The 16,908-nt window shown below is 51.7% G+C and carries 15 protein-coding genes and 2 tRNA genes; 13 read left to right on the forward strand and 4 right to left on the reverse strand.

The annotated features are described in order from the left end of the window. The first annotated feature begins 51 nt into the window (after window positions 1-51). The 7 genes from alaS (at window position 52) to R3196_RS06565 (ending at window position 6,776) form a co-directional block, all read left to right on the forward strand. Window positions 52-2,655, forward strand: a complete 2,604-nt coding sequence (gene alaS / locus R3196_RS06535; protein ID WP_318935946.1) for an alanine--tRNA ligase — start codon at window positions 52-54, stop codon at window positions 2,653-2,655. A gap of 220 nt (window positions 2,656-2,875) precedes the next feature. Then, complete coding sequence (gene csrA / locus R3196_RS06540) at window positions 2,876-3,094, forward strand: carbon storage regulator CsrA (RefSeq protein ID WP_318935947.1); 219 nt, start codon at window positions 2,876-2,878, stop codon at window positions 3,092-3,094. A gap of 178 nt (window positions 3,095-3,272) precedes the next feature. Then, window positions 3,273-3,365, forward strand: a tRNA-Ser gene (locus R3196_RS06545). 14 nt (window positions 3,366-3,379) lie between these two features. Further along, a tRNA-Arg gene (locus R3196_RS06550) sits at window positions 3,380-3,456 on the forward strand. 127 nt (window positions 3,457-3,583) lie between these two features. Continuing rightward, complete coding sequence (locus R3196_RS06555; protein ID WP_318935949.1) at window positions 3,584-3,814, forward strand: OadG family protein; 231 nt, start codon at window positions 3,584-3,586, stop codon at window positions 3,812-3,814. A 25-nt stretch (window positions 3,815-3,839) separates the two neighbouring features. Next, window positions 3,840-5,639: a sodium-extruding oxaloacetate decarboxylase subunit alpha gene (oadA, locus tag R3196_RS06560; protein ID WP_318935950.1), complete on the forward strand. Its 1,800-nt coding sequence runs from the start codon at window positions 3,840-3,842 to the stop codon at window positions 5,637-5,639. A gap of 6 nt (window positions 5,640-5,645) precedes the next feature. Then, a complete protein-coding gene (locus R3196_RS06565; RefSeq protein ID WP_318935952.1) occupies window positions 5,646-6,776 on the forward strand; it encodes a sodium ion-translocating decarboxylase subunit beta in 1,131 nt (376 codons plus the stop codon). Window positions 6,777-6,785: 9 nt separating this feature from the next. On the opposite strand, the gene R3196_RS06570 is transcribed toward R3196_RS06565, so the two are convergent. Together R3196_RS06570 and R3196_RS06575 are read right to left on the reverse strand one after the other, a co-directional pair. Beyond that, window positions 6,786-6,962 (reverse strand): hypothetical protein, encoded by a 177-nt coding sequence (locus R3196_RS06570; RefSeq protein WP_318935953.1) that lies wholly within the window; start codon window positions 6,960-6,962, stop codon window positions 6,786-6,788. Beyond that, window positions 6,959-9,070, reverse strand: coding sequence for a response regulator (locus R3196_RS06575; RefSeq protein ID WP_318935955.1), 2,112 nt, complete (start codon window positions 9,068-9,070; stop codon window positions 6,959-6,961). The genes R3196_RS06570 and R3196_RS06575 overlap by 4 nt, the downstream gene beginning before the upstream one ends. A gap of 169 nt (window positions 9,071-9,239) precedes the next feature. Here R3196_RS06575 and gshA point away from each other — a divergent pair, with 169 nt between their 5' ends. Both gshA and R3196_RS06585 read left to right on the forward strand, forming a co-directional pair. Beyond that, window positions 9,240-10,835: a glutamate--cysteine ligase gene (gshA, locus tag R3196_RS06580; RefSeq protein WP_318935956.1), complete on the forward strand. Its 1,596-nt coding sequence runs from the start codon at window positions 9,240-9,242 to the stop codon at window positions 10,833-10,835. Further along, window positions 10,835-11,467: a hypothetical protein gene (locus R3196_RS06585; protein WP_318935957.1), complete on the forward strand. Its 633-nt coding sequence runs from the start codon at window positions 10,835-10,837 to the stop codon at window positions 11,465-11,467. Before gshA ends, R3196_RS06585 begins: the two co-directional genes overlap by 1 nt. 4 nt (window positions 11,468-11,471) lie before the next feature. On the opposite strand, the gene R3196_RS06590 is transcribed toward R3196_RS06585, so the two are convergent. Both R3196_RS06590 and R3196_RS06595 read right to left on the reverse strand, forming a co-directional pair. Further along, complete coding sequence (locus R3196_RS06590; RefSeq protein WP_318935958.1) at window positions 11,472-12,758, reverse strand: HlyC/CorC family transporter; 1,287 nt, start codon at window positions 12,756-12,758, stop codon at window positions 11,472-11,474. 88 nt (window positions 12,759-12,846) lie between these two features. Then, on the reverse strand, window positions 12,847-13,638 hold the full coding sequence (locus R3196_RS06595; protein WP_318935959.1) for an inner membrane protein YpjD: 792 nt from the start codon (window positions 13,636-13,638) through the stop codon (window positions 12,847-12,849). Between the two features lie 146 nt (window positions 13,639-13,784). Between R3196_RS06595 and ffh the strand changes: the two genes are divergently transcribed. From ffh to trmD, 4 genes are all read left to right on the forward strand, one after another. After that, the gene (gene ffh / locus R3196_RS06600) at window positions 13,785-15,158 is read left to right on the forward strand and encodes a signal recognition particle protein (RefSeq protein WP_318935960.1); all 1,374 of its coding nucleotides are present in this window, start codon (window positions 13,785-13,787) and stop codon (window positions 15,156-15,158) included. Between the two features lie 150 nt (window positions 15,159-15,308). Then, window positions 15,309-15,557 (forward strand): 30S ribosomal protein S16, encoded by a 249-nt coding sequence (rpsP, locus tag R3196_RS06605; RefSeq protein ID WP_034776758.1) that lies wholly within the window; start codon window positions 15,309-15,311, stop codon window positions 15,555-15,557. 27 nt (window positions 15,558-15,584) lie between these two features. Next, entirely contained in the window at window positions 15,585-16,115 is a 531-nt protein-coding gene (rimM, locus tag R3196_RS06610) for a ribosome maturation factor RimM (RefSeq protein ID WP_318935961.1), read from the forward strand. Beyond that, window positions 16,115-16,888: a tRNA (guanosine(37)-N1)-methyltransferase TrmD gene (trmD, locus tag R3196_RS06615; RefSeq protein ID WP_318935962.1), complete on the forward strand. Its 774-nt coding sequence runs from the start codon at window positions 16,115-16,117 to the stop codon at window positions 16,886-16,888. Before rimM ends, trmD begins: the two co-directional genes overlap by 1 nt. Window positions 16,889-16,908 lie beyond the last annotated feature (20 nt).

A 16,908-nucleotide genomic window follows, 5' to 3' on the forward strand; every position in this document is an offset into this window, starting at 1 on the left:
CGCGCTATTCATTTGCTGTTCGTTTAACCGTTTTCTCGTAGGAAGTTGTTCATGACTATGACCAGTGCCGATATCCGTGAAGCATTTTTAGCGTTCTTTGCCGAGCGCGGCCACCAGCGTGTTGCATCGGGATCACTGATTCCGGGCAATGATCCCACATTGCTATTTACCAACGCCGGCATGGTGCCTTTTAAAGATGTTTTTCTGGGTGATGAACAACGTGACTACAACCGTGCGACCTCGTCGCAGCGGTGCTTGCGCGCCGGTGGTAAGCACAACGATCTCGAGAACGTTGGCTACACTGCCCGCCATCATACGTTCTTTGAAATGCTGGGTAACTTCAGCTTCGGCGATTACTTCAAACGTCAAGCCATTCAGTATGCATGGGAATTTTTGACAGAAGTGCTAAAGCTGCCCAAAGACAAGCTCTGGGTAACGGTATTTACGGAAGACGATGAAGCGTATGACATCTGGGCCGAAGAAATTGGTGTTCCAGAGAGCCGCATTTCGCGCATCGGTGCTAAAGACAACTTCTGGGCAATGGGTGATACTGGTCCGTGCGGCCCGTGTTCAGAGATATTCTTTGATCACGGTGAAGACGTCTGGGGTGGCCCACCGGGCACCCCGGAAGAAGATGGCGATCGTTATATTGAGATCTGGAACCTGGTCTTTATGCAGTACAACCGGCAGGCCGACGGCGAATTGCGGCCGCTGCCAAAGCCCTCGGTTGATACTGGCATGGGGCTCGAGCGCATCGCAGCGGTTATGCAGCATGTACACAGCAACTACGAAATTGATTTATTTAAGGCCCTGATTGAAGCTGCGGCTAAAGTCATCGGTACCGACGACTGGGAAAACAAATCCCTGCGCGTTATTGCCGATCATATCCGCTCATGCAGCTTCCTGATCGCTGACGGTGTACAACCCTCCAACGAAGGCCGTGGTTATGTGCTGCGCCGGATTATCCGCCGGGCGGTTCGTCATGGCAATTTGCTGGGTGCCACCGATGTGTTCTTTTATAAGTTAGTGCCTGAGCTGGTAAAACAAATGGGCGCGGCTTACCCGGAACTTAAAGAGAAAGAAAAAGTAATCGCGCAGGCATTATTGCGTGAGGAAGAACAGTTCAGTAAGACCCTTGATCGGGGGCTGTCGATTCTGCAGGACGCGTTATCTGGTCTCAGCGGTAATGTGCTGCCGGGCGACCTGGTATTTAAACTCTATGATACTTACGGCTTTCCGGTTGATTTGACCGCGGACATCGCCCGCGAACAGGGGCTGACGGTGGACGAGGCAGGCTTTGCGGCTGCGATGGAACAGCAGCGGCAACGAGCTCAGCAGGCTTCGCAGTTTGGGGTCGATTATAATGAGCGGCTGAAGTCCTCTCAGCGTAGCGAATTTACCGGTTACCAGTTACTAGGCGACCAGAGCGAAGTAATTGAATTATTCTCTCAGGGCGAGTCGGTCACTGAATTACCTGCGGGACAGGCGGGTATAGTCGTATTGTCCCGCACTCCTTTTTACGCCGAAAGCGGTGGTCAGGTTGGTGATACCGGCAAACTGCTGGCGGCTGATGGCCAGTTTACCGTCGAAGATACCCAGTACATAGGCAAAGCCATTGCCCACCACGGGCAGGCCGATGTGACCCTGAAAGTCGGCGATCAGCTGACGGCACAGGTTGACGCTGAACGCCGTGAAGCGATAAAACGCAATCATTCTGCCACTCATTTATTGCACGCCGCACTGCGCAACCTGCTTGGTGAGCATGTTACGCAAAAAGGCTCTCTGGTGAGTCCTGAGCGCCTGCGTTTCGACTTTTCACATTATGAAGCAGTCAGTGCTGAGCAACTCGATACGCTGGAACGTCAGGTGAACGAAGAAATTGTCAGGAACCACGAGCTGGCCACCGAGTTGATGCCCATTGAAGCGGCGAAGCAGGCAGGAGCCATGGCTCTGTTCGGCGAGAAGTATGATGAACAGGTCCGGGTGGTGCAGATGGGGAACTATTCGCTGGAACTGTGTGGCGGTACGCACGTTCATCAGACCGGTGACATCGGTTTATTCCGGATTGTCAGTGAAGCCGGTATCGCCTCGGGTGTGCGGCGCATTGACGCCATGACGGGCAGCAGTGCTATAAGCTTTACTCAGCAGCAAACCAAACAACTGCGCCAGGCGGCCAGTTTGTTAAAGGCGGAACCGGCGCATCTGACCGAGCGCCTGCAACAACAATTAGACCGCAGTAAATCACTTGAGCGCACCATCAGTGAACTGAACCAGAAACTGGCTGCCCATGCTGGCGGCGATCTGGTGAAATCAGCGAAAAATATCGGCGGCAATAAAGTGATCCTGGCGCAACTGGAAAACGTAGATTCAAAAGCTTTACGTCCTATGGTTGATGATCTTAAGAATCAGTTAGGTAGTGGAATTGTGGTGCTGGCCGTTGCGACGGAAGATAAAGTAAGCCTGATTGCCGGCGTGACCACGAATCTGACTGGCCAGATTAAAGCCGGCGATCTGATTAATCTGGCGGCCGCTGAAGTAGGCGGTAAAGGCGGTGGTCGGCCGGATATGGCGATGGCCGGCGGCACGGCGCCGGAGCGTATTCCGGCAGCATTGGCAGTTGCACAGCGGCATATAGAAAGCTTACTGAGTAGTTGATTAGTCAGTCTGTTGTAAGTGTTTTAATTTACGGCTTTGCTAGACAGCGAAGCCGGACTGCAATAATCTGGCTGTCGATTACTTCACGCTCTTGTGTGCGATGGCTGAACAGACTACCATAACAATAGTGATATTTATTTAAACGAGAGCTGGATGTGTAGTTACACCGTTATTGAACGGTTGTCACGGCTGCGCTGAGCTAAAGGGAAGGAGCAGGATAATGTTGATCTTAACCCGCAGAGTGGGTGAGACCTTAATGATAGGCGATGAGGTCACAGTGACGGTACTGGGTGTTAAAGGCAACCAGGTCCGCATTGGTGTCAATGCGCCTAAAGATGTTTCAGTGCATCGGGAAGAAATCTATATGCGCATTCAGGCTGAGCATCAGGAAGGTTCGGCTGACTCGCAGGATGACGACGATAGCTCTGATCAGAAATAAGTCCCACCCGAAAAGCGGATAGTAATGTATTAGGCGCTGCACGGATTTCTTATAGAAATAGACCTTTGTGTGGGAATTTTAAGCGAGATGTTTAAAAATCCCACAAACGCACGTTAAAATCAAAAAAATCGTTTGACATTATTGGCGGTGCCGCTATCATTCATCGCCACAAGTAAGTGGAGAGGTGGCCGAGTGGCTGAAGGCGCTCCCCTGCTAAGGGAGTATAGGGTTTATAGCCCTATCGAGGGTTCGAATCCCTCCCTCTCCGCCATTTACTGTCGATACGCACTCGTAGCTCAACTGGATAGAGTACCTGGCTACGAACCAGGCGGTTGGAGGTTCGAGTCCTCCCGAGTGCGCCATCTTTTATTACCATTCCCCTGATGAATACCTGCTATATACCGACGTGTTCGAACCCCGCCGGCGATTGTGTTATTCTGGCTTTCAGCTAAGATTATTAACAAAACTACCACAAAGCGGCGATTTTCAATGAACGAACTACTCTCAGAAGCGCTATCTATAATGCTCATCGGCATGGTGACCGTATTTGGCTTTTTGACCGTGCTCATTGGCGCCATGGCGTTATTACGCTGGTTTACCGCCGGTTCCGATCAGGTGCCTGCGAGTACTGCAGCAACCCCGACAGCACAACCTGATGCACCGCTGATGGCAGCTGTGGCCGCGGCCGTTCATAAATATCATCGCCGCGACCGGCGCTAACCCCACTTCATATAGGAGCTTACGGATGGCTAACCCATTAAAAATAACTGAACTGGTGCTGCGCGACGCGCATCAGTCGCTGTTAGCAACGCGTATGCGGCTTGACGACATGTTGCCGATTGCCGCACAACTCGATGAAGTCGGGTACTGGTCGATGGAGTCGTGGGGCGGAGCGACTTTTGACTCCTGTATCCGCTATTTAGGTGAAGATCCCTGGGAGCGCATACGAGAAATAAAAAAAGCCATGCCCAAAACACCCCAGCAAATGTTGCTACGCGGGCAGAATCTTCTGGGTTACCGGCATTATGCTGATGACGTGGTCACACGCTTCGTTGAGCGCGCGCGTGAAAACGGCGTCGATGTGTTCCGGATTTTTGATGCCATGAATGATGTGCGTAATCTGCGTACAGCAATCAAGGCCGCCAAAGCGGTTGATGGCCACGCCCAAGGCACCATGTCTTACACGGTCAGCCCGGTGCATACCCTGGAGAAGTGGGTGGCCATGGCAGAAGAGCTGGCTGATTTAGGTTGTGATTCGATCTGTATTAAGGATATGGCCGGCTTATTACGTCCGCAGGCTGCTTACGAGCTCATTACCGCCCTTAAACAGGCTGTTAACGTGCCTATCGCGATGCAATGTCACGCCACCACAGGGTTAAGTACTGCGACCTATCAGAAGGCCATTGACGCCGGTATTGATATGCTGGATACCGCGATCTCGTCAATGAGTATGACCTACGGGCATTCAGCGACGGAAACCCTGGTCGCGATGACCGAAGATACTGACCGGGATACCGGCCTGGATCTGGCCCGGCTGGAGGAAATCGCCAGCTATTTCCGTGAGGTGAGAAAGAAATACGCACGCTTTGAAGGATCACTTAAGGGCGTTGATGCCCGGATCCTGCTGGCGCAGGTGCCTGGTGGTATGTTAACCAACATGGAAAATCAGCTGCGCGAACAGGGCGCCGCTGATAAATTTGATGACGTGTTGGCAGAAATCCCTAAAGTCCGCGAAGATTTAGGTTTTATCCCGTTAGTAACCCCGACGTCACAAATTGTCGGTACCCAGGCGGTGTTGAATGTTCTCAGTGGCGAACGCTATAAATCGATTTCAAAAGAAACCAAAGGCGTTTTGCGGGGCGAGTATGGTGCTACAGCAGCGCCGGTGAATAAAGAGTTGCAGCAACAAGTGCTGGACGGCAAAGAACCTATTACCGTGCGCCCGGCTGATTTAATTGATGATGAACTCGATAGTCTGACTAGCGAACTGAAACAAAAAGCGAAAGAAGACGATATTCGTTTAGCTGACAATGAAATTGATGACGTACTGACGTACGCCTTGTTTCCCCAGATTGGTCTGAAATTTCTTAAGAACCGCGACGATCCTTCGGCGTTTGAGCCGGTGCCAACAGCGACTGATGAGCATCCGGCGGCCACTGCCGATAAACAAACTGCAGCTGCTGGCCCGAACGAGCCAGCCAGTTATCAGGTAAAGGTTGAAGGCAAGGTCTTTCATGTTGAAGTCGGGCCGGCAGGCGATATGACGTCGACCACTGAGACGACCGATTCACCAGCTGGCGAAAAGACCGCCCAGCCATCAGCGGCGGATGCCCCGACTACGATCAAAGCCCCGCTGGCCGGTAACGTCTTCAAGATTTTGGTTAAGCCGGGACAGCAAGTCGCTGCTGGCGAAGTCGTGATTATTCTCGAAGCCATGAAAATGGAGACGGATATAAAAGCCGAGCAGGATGGCACTGTTAAAGAATTACTGGTTCGCGACGGCGACAGCGTCAATGTCGGCGATGTCTTGTTGATGATGGAGTAAGCGCCGATGGAACGGTGGATGATATTATGGAACAGCACGGCGCTCTCAGCTTTTACCTGGGGCCAGGCCGCCATGATGTTGGTGGGCGCTACTCTGCTTTATCTTGCGATCAGTAAGAAGTTTGAGCCTTTGCTGCTGTTGCCAATCGGCTTTGGCGCTATTCTCGCCAATATCCCCCTGGCCGGTTTAAACGAACCGGGTGGACTGCTGTACTATATTTATCTGGTCGGTATCGAAACGGGGATTTTTCCGCTGCTGATATTTATGGGCGTAGGCGCGCTGACGGATTTTGGGCCGTTACTCGCCAATCCCCGCACACTGTTGCTAGGCGCAGCGGCACAGTTTGGCATCTTTGCGACCCTGCTCGGTGCAATTGCCCTCAACGCGTTACCCGGCTTTAATTTTACGCTGGCCGATGCTTCTGCGATCGCGATTATCGGTGGTGCTGATGGTCCCACGGCAATTTTCCTTGCCTCGCGGCTGGCCCCTGAATTACTTGGTGCTATAGCGGTAGCGGCTTATTCCTATATGGCGCTAGTCCCCATCATTCAGCCGCCCATTATGAAATTGCTGACCACCAAAGAAGAGCGCGCGGTAAAAATGGAACAGTTACGGCCGGTGGGCCGGCGTGAGAAAATCCTATTTCCGTTGGCGGTACTCTTTTTGACCCTGCTGGTGCTACCCACAGCCACACCACTGATAGGTATGTTCTGTCTGGGCAACCTGATGCGTGAAGCCGGAGTTGTTGACCGGCTGAGCAAGACGGCCCAGAACGAGTTGATTAACATAGTTACTATTTTCCTCGGGCTGGCGGTTGGCTCCAAACTATCCGCAGCAGAGTTTTTGTCAGTGCAAACGCTGGGGATTCTGGCACTTGGTGCAGTTGCGTTCGGGGTGGGTACGGCTTCGGGCGTGCTGATGGCCAAGGTTATGGCGCGCTTTAGCAGTAAACCGATTAACCCGTTAATCGGTGCAGCTGGTGTTTCGGCGGTCCCAATGGCAGCACGCGTGGTTAATAAAGTCGGGCTGGAGGCAAATCCCAGTAATTTCCTGCTGATGCATGCGATGGGGCCGAACGTTGCCGGCGTACTGGGGTCGGCAGTTGCTGCCGGCCTGCTATTAGCGCTGGTCGGCTAGGGCGCTCCCTCAGGAGCGTCCGGTGAGAAACAATAAAAGTGTATAGACCACCGCAATAAAACCGCTGATCACCGCGATATAAATGAATCCACGCAGCCCCTGGCGCAGTGTTTGCCCGTTAGAAAATAAATAAACTATCCATAACACGGACAGCACCAGGGGTATTAAAAATAAAAAACGCGTCATGATGAATTCCTGTTTTGTTGCTGGCGTTGATGCCAGAGTGCTAAATCCGAGGCAGCCTGTCGGGCCTGTTCCAACAAAGGATCAAGCCGGGTGATGTGATCAGCCAGCAAATCAACTTGTCCTTCTTTCATATATTGCTCCAGCGTACTCGCTGCTGCCTGCAGGCGCGTCAGACCAAGGTTGGCTGCAGCGCCCTTTAGCGAGTGAAAAAAGCGCCGGGCCTGATCGTGCTGGCCTTTAGCCAGAAAGTCTACCACCCGCAGTGGTGCTTCCTGATACTCCCGATGCAGACGTTCCACCAACGATACATATAAAGCGACATTGTGCTGCAGCCGGTTCATGGCGCCGGCGAAATCGATATCACGATGATGAGGATAGCTAATCTCCGTTGCGGTTGCAGGCTGCTGCGGTTCTGCCGCGCTGTTGTCAGGGGTTTTGTCGTAATTACCGCGTAAACACCACTTGTCTACCGCCTGATAAAGCAGTTGCTCATCAATGGGCTTGCTGAGGTGATCCTGCATACCCGCGGCCAGCGAGCTCTCAACATCCTCGGGGCTGGTATTGGCAGTCATCGCGATAATGGGTAACTGCCGGTATGAATATCGTGAGCGAATGCGCTGTGCTGCTGTGAGACCGTCCATTACCGGCATCTGAATATCCATAAATATGAGCGCGTAGTCGCGCTTCGCTACGCGTGCGAGCGCTTCTTCACCATGTTTGGCTATGTCAACCTGTAAACCGGCCTGCTCAAGCATTTCGCGCGCGATATGCTGATTAATATCGTTGTCCTCAACCAGCAATACCGGTGCGCCGCGCAGCTCACCAGGCAAGCCGAGCGGATCCCGGCGCTGTTCCTGCGCGGTAATGGTAAGTGCTGAACAGAGCACTCTGATGACTGCCGAGCTGGTATAAGGCTTGACTAAGTGGTCCGCGACCCCCGCCTGATGGGCTGCACTGATGAGTTCGCTGGCGTGAAAGCTGGTAGCCAGAATAAGGCGGGGTGCATCCTCATACCCCTGCATCTCGCGACAGAAATCGAGGCCGCTAATTCCGGGCAGCTGCCAGTCGACAATACAGACATCAAATTGCTGTTGTCGGATCAGTTCGAAGCCTTCTTCGGCTGTGCGACAGGTACGGATATCGACCTGGTAACTACGCAGCAGTTCGGTCAGCATTTCGCGGGTAGTCAGGTTATCTTCTATCGCCAGAACCCGCTTGCCAGCCAGGCGCGGAAGTAACAGACTGTGGCCACTGGTATCCTGCTCCTGCTGTAGTGGTAATTTGAGTTCGAGGAAAAAGGTCGAGCCCTGACCGAGGCTGCTGATTACCCCCAGTCCGTGTTGGTTCATTAACTTGACGATGCGCTGGCTGATGGCCAGGCCCAGGCCGGTTCCGCCGAACTTGCGGGTGGTTGAACTGTCCGCCTGAGAAAAGGCCTGAAAAAGACGTGCGCGTTGCTCTTCATCCATACCTATGCCGGTATCGGTTACGGATAAGCGCAGGTAGACTTCTTCGGAATCAAAATCAAGCAGCGTGGCCGAGACGACAATTTCGCCGTGCTCAGTAAACTTTATCGCGTTACTGACGAGGTTAACCAGCACCTGATTGATCCGCAGCGGGTCACCAATAAGACGGGTGGGAATATTGGTGGGTAAACTGATGATAAATTCCAGGTCTTTATCATGAGCGCGGTAGGCAAACATATCCGCAAGGTTAGCGAGTACTTCTTCCAGGTCAAAAGGAATTGCCTCAATCGTCAGCTTATCGGCTTCGAGCTTTGAAAAGTCCAGCAGATCATTAATGATGCCAAGCAACATCCGCGAAGAGCTTTCAATCGATTTTAAGTAACCCCGTTGCTTTTCGTTTAGATCGGTTTTTAAGGACAGTTGCGTCATGCCCAGAATGGCATTGATCGGGGTACGGATCTCATGGCTCATGTTGGCCAGAAACTCACTTTTAGCCTGGTTGGCTTGTTCAGCGCTGCGGATCGCCCGCTGCATTTCCTCCAATTGAGCAAGTTCGGTCGCCGACGGAGTCGGCGAACCTGATTGTGCCTGATGCTTGCTAAAGCGGCTGCGGAGCCAGTTCCAAACTGAGCTAACGGACATAGTTGGGCATTTTACCTTATAAAGTATCGGGCTATCATGCCATGCGTAGTGCCTGACGCCAAGTCACGAAATTACTGCTTTTTGCCGTTGCTGGCATGGACTAGCGGGTTATTTCCCAGTAAGCTTTCGGCATTAGTTACCGAATTGCGTTATAAGGCAGGATATACTTTTGCAGTCACCATTTTCCAGTTCGTTGAAGCTTCTCGCTGAACCCGCTAACCGTGAGGCGTTAACGCAAATCAGCCGGGGTATTGAGCGCGAGTGCCTGCGTATTACTCCGCAGGGGAAACTGGCCGTTACTGAGCATCCTCCGGCCTTGGGCGCGGCGTTAACACACCCGTATATTACTACTGACTATGCGGAAATGTTAATGGAGTTTATTACGCCGGTAGCGCAAAGCATTACGGTGACGTTGCAACAGCTTGAAGATATTCATAAGTACAGCTATCGCCATTTAGGTGAGGATTTGTTGTGGCCACTGAGTATGCCATGCTTTGTCGGCGATGTGGGCGATATCCATATTGCCCGTTACGGTAGTTCCCATATAGGTCAGATGAAGACCCTTTATCGCAAGGGGTTAACCCAACGCTATGGCGGTGGCATGCAGATAATCTCCGGCGTGCACTACAATTTTTCCGTACCCCAAGCGATTTGGGAGCAGTTGGCTGCCGCCGATAACACCACCGCCGATGCGCATTATATTTCGCGCCGTTACTTTGATTTAATCCGCAACTACAAACGTATTTGCTGGGTTATTCCGTATTTGTTCGGTGCGTCGCCGGCGGTGTGTAAATCCTTCCTGAAGCACGCCGAAGGTGATATCGAGTTTAAAGAGCATGGCAAAGGTACTCTGTACCGGCCTTACAGTACGTCGTTACGGATGAGTGATTTAGGCTATACCAATCGCGAACAGGCAGATTTGAAAATCACCTATAACTCGGTCGAAGAGTATATACATGGTCTGCGCCGGGCAATTACCACCCCCTCCCGTGTGTTTGGCAAGCTGGGAATAAAAGTTGACGGCGAATATCAGCAATTGAACGACAGTATTCTGCAGATTGAGAATGAGTTCTACGCACCGATCAGACCAAAGCGGGTCGCGCGAGCAGGCGAAACGCCAACCCAGGCGCTTGAGCGTGGCGGGGTTGAGTATATCGAAGTGCGGGCGTTGGATGTCAATCCGTTTAGCCCGATCGGCATTACCGCGCAGCAGATCCGGCTGCTTGACCTGCTGCTAATGTACTGTCTGTTGCGGCCCAGCCCGCGTCTCAGCCTGGAACAGCAACAGGAAGCTGATCGTAATTTCAACCGGGTGGTACTGGATGGCCGTAATCCTCGTCTGAGCTTGTTGACCGAGGGGTATGAGCGACCGATCGCCGACTGGCTGGAAGAGCTTTTTGCGGATTTCCAGGATATTGCCGCAGCATTCGATGGAGCGCACGGTAGCAAGGATTACCAACAAACCGTAGCTGAGCAGTACCGCGCGGTGCTGAATCCGGAGCTAACCCTCTCGGGTCAGTTTTTGCGGATACTGAAACAAGAGAACATCGATAATAACGAGCTGGGAATGCAGCTTGCCCGTCAGTATCGGGACGCTATGGCTCAGCCTCTGAGCTATTACAGTGAGGCGGACTTTTCTGGCTGGACCGAATTATCATTGCAGCAGCAAAGGGAGCGCGAACAAGCGGATGCCGGCAGCTCATTTGATGATTTCCTGACTGAATATTTTCGTCGCGCTGCCTGCGCCAGTCCGGAGTGTCTCTGATGAACGGCGGATTGCTCCAGCAGGCCGTGCGGATCGCTCTGTTGAGTAGTGTGGTTGTGCTAATGGGTTGCAGTACCGCGCCACCACAAAAACCTGACGACCTCTGTGAAGTGTTTTTTGAAAAGCGTGACTGGTACGATGCGGCTAACCGGATGAGTAAGAAATACGGGGTGCCGATACAAGTACCCATGGCTATGATGTATCAGGAAAGCTCGTTTAAGCATGACGCTAAGCCGCCGCGGGACTATATCTTATGGGTGATCCCCTGGGGCCGGGTCAGCAGCGCTTATGGTTACTCCCAGGCCAAGACGCCAACCTGGGCTGATTATCAACGGGAAACCGGTAATAACTGGGCCTCGCGCGACAGTTTTGATGATGCGATTGATTTCATGGGCTGGTTTATTGCTAAAAGTGCAAAAGTAAACGGTGTTTCCAAGTGGGACGCTTATGCCCAGTATCTTAACTACCATGAAGGCTGGGGCGGCTACCGTCGCCAGACTTACCTTAAAAAGCCCTGGTTAATTAAGGTCGCGCGCCGGGTTAAGCAGCGCGCGGGCACATACGGGGCACAATTACGGGGCTGTGAGGAAGACCTGCAGCGCAGCTGGCTGTGGCACATATTTTTCGACTGACAGGTTAGTCGGACCCCGACAAGAAATAATCCGGCAAAAACCGCACCAGCTTGACCATATGCTCACCGCTCTCAATCACCTCGAGGGCATAACTTTCAATACGCATGCAAAGCGGTTGACGGGGAATATCGCCTAACTGCTCTATTATCAGTCCGCTGACGGTTTTAGGTCCATCTGTTGGTAAATTCCAGTTCAGTTCTTTATTTAAGTCTCGAATGTTGGCAACGCCTTCAACCAATACAGAGCCGTCCGGCTGAATAATCACTGACTCACTTGGTGGGGGTGAAATGCTGGTGGTGAAATCGCCGACGATCTCTTCCAGAATATCTTCCAGCGTTACCAGGCCCTGAATATCGCCGTACTCATCGACCACCAGGCCAATGCGTTCTTTGCTGCGCTGGAACTTGAGCAACTGGACATTCAGTGGTGTTCCTTCGGGAATGTAATAGATATCCCGAGCTGCACGTATCACCTCAGCCTTATCAATTTCGCTACTGGCCTTAGTCACCAGTTGCATGATGTCGCGAGCATGTAAAAAGCCAATCGCATCGTCAATCTCGTTTCGATAAAGCAACAGACGGGTATGTTGGGCTTGAGATAGCTGCCGGATAATAACTTTCAGATCATCCTGCGCATCGATGCCGCTGATTTCCGCGCGCGGAATCATCACGTCTTCAACGGTCACTTTTTCAAGGTCCAGAATGCTGATAAGCATTTCCTGGTGGCCGCGGGGAATCATTGAGTTTGCTTCATTAACCACAGTGCGGAGTTCTTCACTGCTCAGTGCGTCACGCCCGGCCACGTTGCGGGGATTTATACCAAGCAGGCGCATAAAGCCATTCGTGATGAAATTAATCGCAGCAACCAGTGGATACATGATTGTCAGCAACGGCTTGAGGATCACGGAACTGGGAAAAGCCACCCGCTCGGGGTGCAGCGCAGCTATTGTTTTTGGCGTGATTTCGGCAAAAATAAGCACCACCACTGTTAATCCTAAGGTCGCTACCAGAATACCGGCATCGCCGAACCAACGTAAACAGAGGATAGTCGCTATCGCTGAAGCAGCGATATTCACCAGGTTATTGCCGATTAGTATCAAGCCAATAAGGCGATCCGGACGATCCAGCAGATATTGTACCCGCTTGGCACCTTTATGGTCCTGCTGCGCCAGATGGCGCAATCGGTAGCGGTTCACCGACATCATGCCCGTTTCGGAACCCGAGAAATATGCAGAGAGGAACAAGAGCACGCCGAGTATAATCAGCAGCGTCGAAGTGGCTATTTCGTCCAAAAATGATACCTGTAGTAGAAGTTCAGTTGCTTAATGTAATCAGCCTGACCGCCAAGTCAAGTAAACCGCGATAAAATCACGCCGGATGTCAGGCTGCCAGCAGTACATCCTTGACGAAACGGCTGCCAAAATAGGCGAGGGTCAGGATAACACTGGCAACAACACTGGCAATGACCAGGCTCCGCCCGCGGATACCACGAACTCCGTGCAGATAGACCACTGCAAGATAAATGATGGCGGCAATACTACTTAAAATCGTTTTATGGGATTGGCCCTGAATAAACATATTATCAAGAAAAACAAAGCCGCTTACTAAGGCCGCAATTAACATCAGGGTGCCGGTACTGACCAGTCGGAAAAAATAACGCTCCACCGTCATTAGCGGCGGCAGGTAACTGGCGACAGCATTTATTTTGTGTTGTTTGAGCAAGTAAGTCAGATAAAGTAACTGCACTGCATAAAGGGTTGCTAATAGCAGTACTGCATACGCGATCAACGAAAGTACAATGTGAATTGCCAGGCCATAATCATTATCCAGTTGCGCACCCCAGCTCACCGGGCTGATCAACAGTAATACGCTGGTTACTGCGGCAAACAGATAGATCACTGGACGTAACAGTAAGCCACCGGATTTGTTCTGGCGGACCAGCGATAACAGCGCCAGAAAGAAAGCGACGCAACTCAGGCTACTGGTAATATTAAGGTGGTCAAAGTCATCAGCGCCAAGATACTGCCAGAGCAGTAAGCCGTGGCTGAGCACAGCGGCGAAAGGGAGTAACTGTTGCCATACCAGAGGACCCGTACGATGAGCCAGGCGGCGCCACAGCACCAGCGCACTGGCGAGATATAATAACAGCGTGATAAGCAGCAATATCAACATGACCTAACCTGACTCGGTAAAATGTTAAGCAAGTATATGCATTGTCACAATGAAACCCAATAGGGGCAAGAAACTTTGCTTGATTTAAGGTATACTGGTCGCGATATAAATTGGACTAATTAACGCAGTAGATTGGATGCATCGGCATGTTTGAAAACTTAAGCCAACGACTGACACAGTCACTCAAATCAATCGGTGGTCGCGGCCGGCTGACAGAAGACAATATTAAAGATACCTTGCGTGAAGTGCGCATGGCATTGCTCGAAGCTGACGTGGCACTGCCCGTGGTGCGCGATTTTATTAGTCGCGTCAAAGAGCGGGCGATTGGCGCTGAGGTGAATAAGAGCCTTACCCCTGGCCAGGTGTTTATTAAAATCGTACAGCAGGAACTCGAGCACGCAATGGGCGAGGGGAATGTTCCTCTTAACCTGAGCACGCAGCCACCTGCGGTGATTCTGATGGCGGGGCTGCAGGGCGCGGGTAAAACCACCAGCGTGGGTAAGCTGGCGCGCCATCTGCGCGAAAAGCACAAGAAGAAAGTTCTGGTAGTGAGCGCGGACGTATACCGTCCGGCGGCAATCAAACAATTGCAGACACTCGCCGCCGAAGTTGATGTTGAGTTTTTCCCCTCGTCCACAGAACAGAAGCCCGTGGCTATTGCCCAGGCCGCAATTGATTACGCCCGCAAGAAGTTCCTTGATGTGGTGCTGGTAGATACCGCCGGCCGTACTGCTATTGATGAAGTCATGATGACTGAAATCCAGCAGTTACATAGCGCCGTAAAGCCAATTGAAACCCTGTTTGTGGTTGATGCCATGACGGGTCAGGATGCTGCCAATACGGCGAAAGCATTCAGTGAAGCCTTACCGCTAACCGGTGTCATTCTGACTAAAGTCGATGGCGACGCACGTGGTGGCGCGGCATTGTCAATCCGCCATATTACCGGTCAGCCGATCAAATTCCTCGGTGTTGGCGAAAAGAACAGTGCACTGGAGCCGTTCCATCCTGAGCGGGTCGCTTCGCGTATCCTTGGTATGGGTGATGTGCTGTCGCTGATTGATGAGCTGGAAACCAAGGTCGATCGCGACAAAGCTGAGAAAGTAGCCCGCAAAGTAATGAAGCAGGGTAAATTCTCGCTGGAAGATTTCCGCGATCAGCTGGCGCAGATGCGCGATATGGGCGGCATGATGGGCCTGATGGATAAAATGCCGGGCATGGGCAACATCAGCTCACAGGTGAAAGGCCAGCTGGACGACAAAATGACCGTGCGCATGGAAGCTATTATTAATTCCATGACCCCGAAAGAGCGTGAACACCCTGATTTAATTAAAGGTTCACGTAAGCGTCGGATCGCCGCAGGGTCGGGCACTCAGGTGCAGGATGTGAATAAACTGCTGAAGCAATTTATGCAGATGCAGAAGATGATGAAAAAAATGAAAGGCGGTGGCATGGCAAAAATGATGCGCGGCCTTGGCGGTATGGGTGGCAAAATGCCTCCGGGGATGCTCCCAAAACGGTAGGCAGTCTGCTGACTGAGGCAAGGCTCCACGCCAGAGAAAACTTGCATTCAGGCAAAAAATCAGTAGAATTGCCGGGCTCTCTGACTCAGGCTCGTCCGTGTCGGAGGCTTTTTTATTTACTTAACATTAAAAACTGTATCGAGGAACGTAATGGTAACCATTCGTTTACAACGTGGCGGCGCTAAAAAGCGCCCATTCTACCAGATGGTAGTAACTGACAGTCGCAATGCCCGCGACGGTCGTTTTATTGAAAATGTCGGCTTTTTTAATCCGCTTGCCCGCGGCCAGGAAGAAAAATTGCGTGTTGATTTAGATCGTGTTGACCACTGGGTGGGCAACGGCGCAACTTTATCTGAGCGCGTAAACAAGCTGATCAAAGATGCGCGTAGCGCAGCTTAAGTATTAATTTAAACGCATCTGGTGGCTATGAACTCAACATCTGAAACCGTCGTTATTGGCCAGCTTGGCGCAGTTTACGGCGTAAAGGGTTGGCTTAAAGTTCAAAGCTATACCGATGATGCGGAAGCCATTTTTGATTACAGCCCCTGGCAGATTATTAAGCAGGGCAAACCGCAAACAGTTCAGGTCGAAGAATGGCGTCGGCATAATAAAGGACTGATTGCGAAACTGGCGGGTGTTGATGATCGCGATAAAGCTCAGGTGTATACAGGTGCTGATATTGTGATTGAGGCCGCACAGTTACCTGAGTTGCCAGAGGATGAGTTTTACTGGCGCGATCTCATTGGGATGACCGTGGTAAATACCGAAGGTTATAACATGGGTATTGTCGACCAGCTAATGGCCACAGCATCGAATGATGTGATGGTGGTGAAAGCGAACAGCAATGATGCGTTTGGCAGGTCAGAGCGCCTGATTCCGTTTATTCAGAGTCAGTATGTGCAATCTGTAGACCGCGCAGCAAAACGTATTGTTGTTGACTGGCCGTCGGATTTTTAATGGCTGCACAACTGCAGGTAGGGGTAATAAGCCTTTTTCCTGAAATGTTTCAGGCCATTACAGATAACGGTGTGACCGGTAGGGCAGTACGTGACGGGCTTCTTGAGCTTAAACTCATTAATCCCCGCGACTTTACCCACGACCGGCATCGCACTGTCGATGACCGCCCTTATGGCGGTGGCCCGGGAATGCTGATGATGGTGCAACCGCTCACTGATGCGATTGCGGCAGCAAAGCAGGAACTGGGAGCCAGTACTAAGGTGATTTATTTGTCACCTCAGGGTCGCAGGCTAGATCATGCCGGCGCTAAGCAATTAGCAGAGCATGACAAGCTAATCCTGATTGCCGGTCGCTATGAAGGCATTGATGAGCGGGTTATTACCCGTCATGTTGATGAAGAATGGTCGATTGGTGATTACGTGTTAAGTGGGGGCGAGTTACCGGCCATGGTATTGATTGATGCAGTAGCGCGATTAATACCCGGGGTACTTGGCCATCAGGATTCTGCCAGTGAAGATTCGTTCGCTGAAGGATTACTGGATTGTCCTCATTACACACGGCCGGAAGTTTTAGATGGTGAGCAGGTTCCCTCAGTATTGCTGAGTGGTAACCATGAAAAAATTCGTCGGTGGCGATTGCAGCAGGCTCTGGGCAGAACCTGGTTACGACGTCCCGAATTATTAAACAACCTAGCTCTGACTGGCGAGCAGCAGGCTTTACTGGATGAATTCATTCAACAGTATCAGGCCACTGACAACAACTCGGGCGGTTAATCTAGGCAAGTGAGGCTATC

Origin of the sequence: Pseudidiomarina sp. (assembly GCF_033722695.1) — a bacterium.
Lineage (GTDB): Bacteria > Pseudomonadota > Gammaproteobacteria > Enterobacterales > Alteromonadaceae > Pseudidiomarina.

What these genes read in the sequence shown, in the direction of transcription:
- alaS (WP_318935946.1), top strand. Translation starts at nt 52, where the DNA reads ATGACTATGACCAGTGCCGATATCCGTGAAGCATTTTTAGCGTTCTTT.
- csrA (WP_318935947.1), top strand. Translation starts at nt 2,876, where the DNA reads ATGTTGATCTTAACCCGCAGAGTGGGTGAGACCTTAATGATAGGCGAT.
- R3196_RS06555 (WP_318935949.1), top strand. Translation starts at nt 3,584, where the DNA reads ATGAACGAACTACTCTCAGAAGCGCTATCTATAATGCTCATCGGCATG.
- oadA (WP_318935950.1), top strand. Translation starts at nt 3,840, where the DNA reads ATGGCTAACCCATTAAAAATAACTGAACTGGTGCTGCGCGACGCGCAT.
- R3196_RS06565 (WP_318935952.1), top strand. Translation starts at nt 5,646, where the DNA reads ATGGAACGGTGGATGATATTATGGAACAGCACGGCGCTCTCAGCTTTT.
- R3196_RS06570 (WP_318935953.1), bottom strand. Translation starts at nt 6,962, where the DNA reads ATGACGCGTTTTTTATTTTTAATACCCCTGGTGCTGTCCGTGTTATGG.
- R3196_RS06575 (WP_318935955.1), bottom strand. Translation starts at nt 9,070, where the DNA reads ATGTCCGTTAGCTCAGTTTGGAACTGGCTCCGCAGCCGCTTTAGCAAG.
- R3196_RS06585 (WP_318935957.1), top strand. Translation starts at nt 10,835, where the DNA reads ATGAACGGCGGATTGCTCCAGCAGGCCGTGCGGATCGCTCTGTTGAGT.
- R3196_RS06595 (WP_318935959.1), bottom strand. Translation starts at nt 13,638, where the DNA reads ATGTTGATATTGCTGCTTATCACGCTGTTATTATATCTCGCCAGTGCG.
- ffh (WP_318935960.1), top strand. Translation starts at nt 13,785, where the DNA reads ATGTTTGAAAACTTAAGCCAACGACTGACACAGTCACTCAAATCAATC.
- rpsP (WP_034776758.1), top strand. Translation starts at nt 15,309, where the DNA reads ATGGTAACCATTCGTTTACAACGTGGCGGCGCTAAAAAGCGCCCATTC.
- rimM (WP_318935961.1), top strand. Translation starts at nt 15,585, where the DNA reads ATGAACTCAACATCTGAAACCGTCGTTATTGGCCAGCTTGGCGCAGTT.
- trmD (WP_318935962.1), top strand. Translation starts at nt 16,115, where the DNA reads ATGGCTGCACAACTGCAGGTAGGGGTAATAAGCCTTTTTCCTGAAATG.